This is a genomic window from Bartonella sp. AP150HLJHH (genome assembly GCF_042196385.1).
Classification (GTDB): Bacteria; Pseudomonadota; Alphaproteobacteria; order Rhizobiales; family Rhizobiaceae; genus Bartonella.
Genome location: NZ_JBHIQC010000085.1, coordinates 1 through 1,582 on the forward strand (window position 1 = coordinate 1; position 1,582 = coordinate 1,582).

Genomic DNA, 1,582 nt, shown 5'->3' on the forward strand with positions numbered 1-1,582 from the left:
CAGCTTAACTCCTCGTCAAAGTCATCTATCCAATTACCAATAAGCCTGCCTTCTTCTCTTGTGAGCGTGTGATTGATCTCTGTTGTGCGCCCAAAGGAAAACAAAGTGTCCCCAGCTGTTAAGTGAACACCGCTTTCATACTCCAACATGCTGTCATCAAGGCGTGACATATTGCATTCAACAGCTTGCACATTATAACCATAGGTCCCACGGCGAAAATCAGAGCGCAAACTTTTGGAAAGATCTGTGATTGCTTCAATGGCTTCAAGGCTTTTGCGTTCAGGCAACTGATCAAAATCAAGTTGAAAGGAATTCCACCATGCCCGCCCCGTCCACGCGGGTTGAAAGCGTGCCGAAATCTCTAACCATCTCAACCCCATCTCTATTGCCGCAAGTGAGCCGCGAATATTTTGCCATGCAAGACCCTGATCAATTAAATCATAAAGGGTAGAGAAATAAGGGTTTAATTCTTGTAAGCCATATTCGTCTATTAAAAAGGGCAACCAAGAAGGCGGACGCGTAATAAATTTCGCGCGGGGGATTTCTTCGAGTGCCATTTTAACGTGAGGGTCAAGAGCCATTGCTTCTGCAAAACAACGTTCAAACAAGCTCGAATTTGGGGGCAAAAGTGAGGAAAGCATCAATAAGCACGCCCCCGTTCAGATAAGACAATATCCCCCAAAGCTACAGCTTCATCAGGTGCGACCAAAATATCCTCACAAGGTTGCGTTATGTTCACATGGTGAACGCCCTCAACCATCAAGCGGCTTAGTATCCAACTTAAAGACAAATCACGCCCAAGCCTCCATGCACGCGCCCATTCTGCTCTCAAATTCTGCTCCGCTCTTTCCAAAACAAAGGAGCCTTCATCCGGTAACAACCAAAAATCAGCAGAAACATTGATCATCCGCTGTACCGCGCTTTTCACAAGGATGTGGTCATTGGTCATTTTAACATGGGGGGCATCAAGGGCTGCTTGCACCTTGGCAATTAAAGCCTCATCAGCCACCCCTGAAGGAGCGTCACTAAAAAGCGCAACATGAATAAGCGGACTTTTACCCTCACGATAAACAAAAGCATCTTTGACATGGATATCGCTTGAGAGGGCAAAATATTGATAACGTGGCGCTGTGCCCCCTGTGGAATGTCCTTGTCTATTCAAGCGAATGCGGCGGCGCAAACGCTCATCATCTTCATCCAAAAGGCGCGTGACCCCATGAAAATCCCCCAAATGGTCTAAACTTGTCCCACGAGCAAATGTGAGTAAATTGTCTCGCGCTACTTCATTGATCCGTTGGCGCAATAGAAACTCTTCATAAGCCGCCGCTTGCAATTGAATGACCACGGGATCATAAGCGGTTTTTTCTACATTATAAGGAATATGATGCGCCGCAAAAAGCTCAGTCAAACGCGTGATCTTTTGCTCTAAAATTGCTTCAACAGAAAGCTCTTCAATAATTTGTGGCAGAGGGAGTTGTGGAGGGGGAATCTGTGAAAAGGATAAAGGTTCAAACTCAGTCATCACCAACCTCTAAATTGATGCTCATTGGCTCTTGGTGTGACCAATCTCCCAAATGCCCAT

General features: G+C 46.0%; 2 protein-coding genes. Both read right to left on the reverse strand.

What is annotated here, in order from left to right:
• Window positions 1-641: phage tail protein (locus ACFING_RS09710; protein ID WP_375630750.1), on the reverse strand; the 641-nt coding region annotated here is incomplete at its 3' end.
• Window positions 641-1,522, reverse strand: coding sequence for a baseplate J/gp47 family protein (locus tag ACFING_RS09715; protein ID WP_375630752.1), 882 nt, complete (start codon window positions 1,520-1,522; stop codon window positions 641-643). The genes ACFING_RS09715 and ACFING_RS09710, both read right to left, overlap by 1 nt.
• Between the last annotated feature and the right edge of the window lie 60 nt (window positions 1,523-1,582).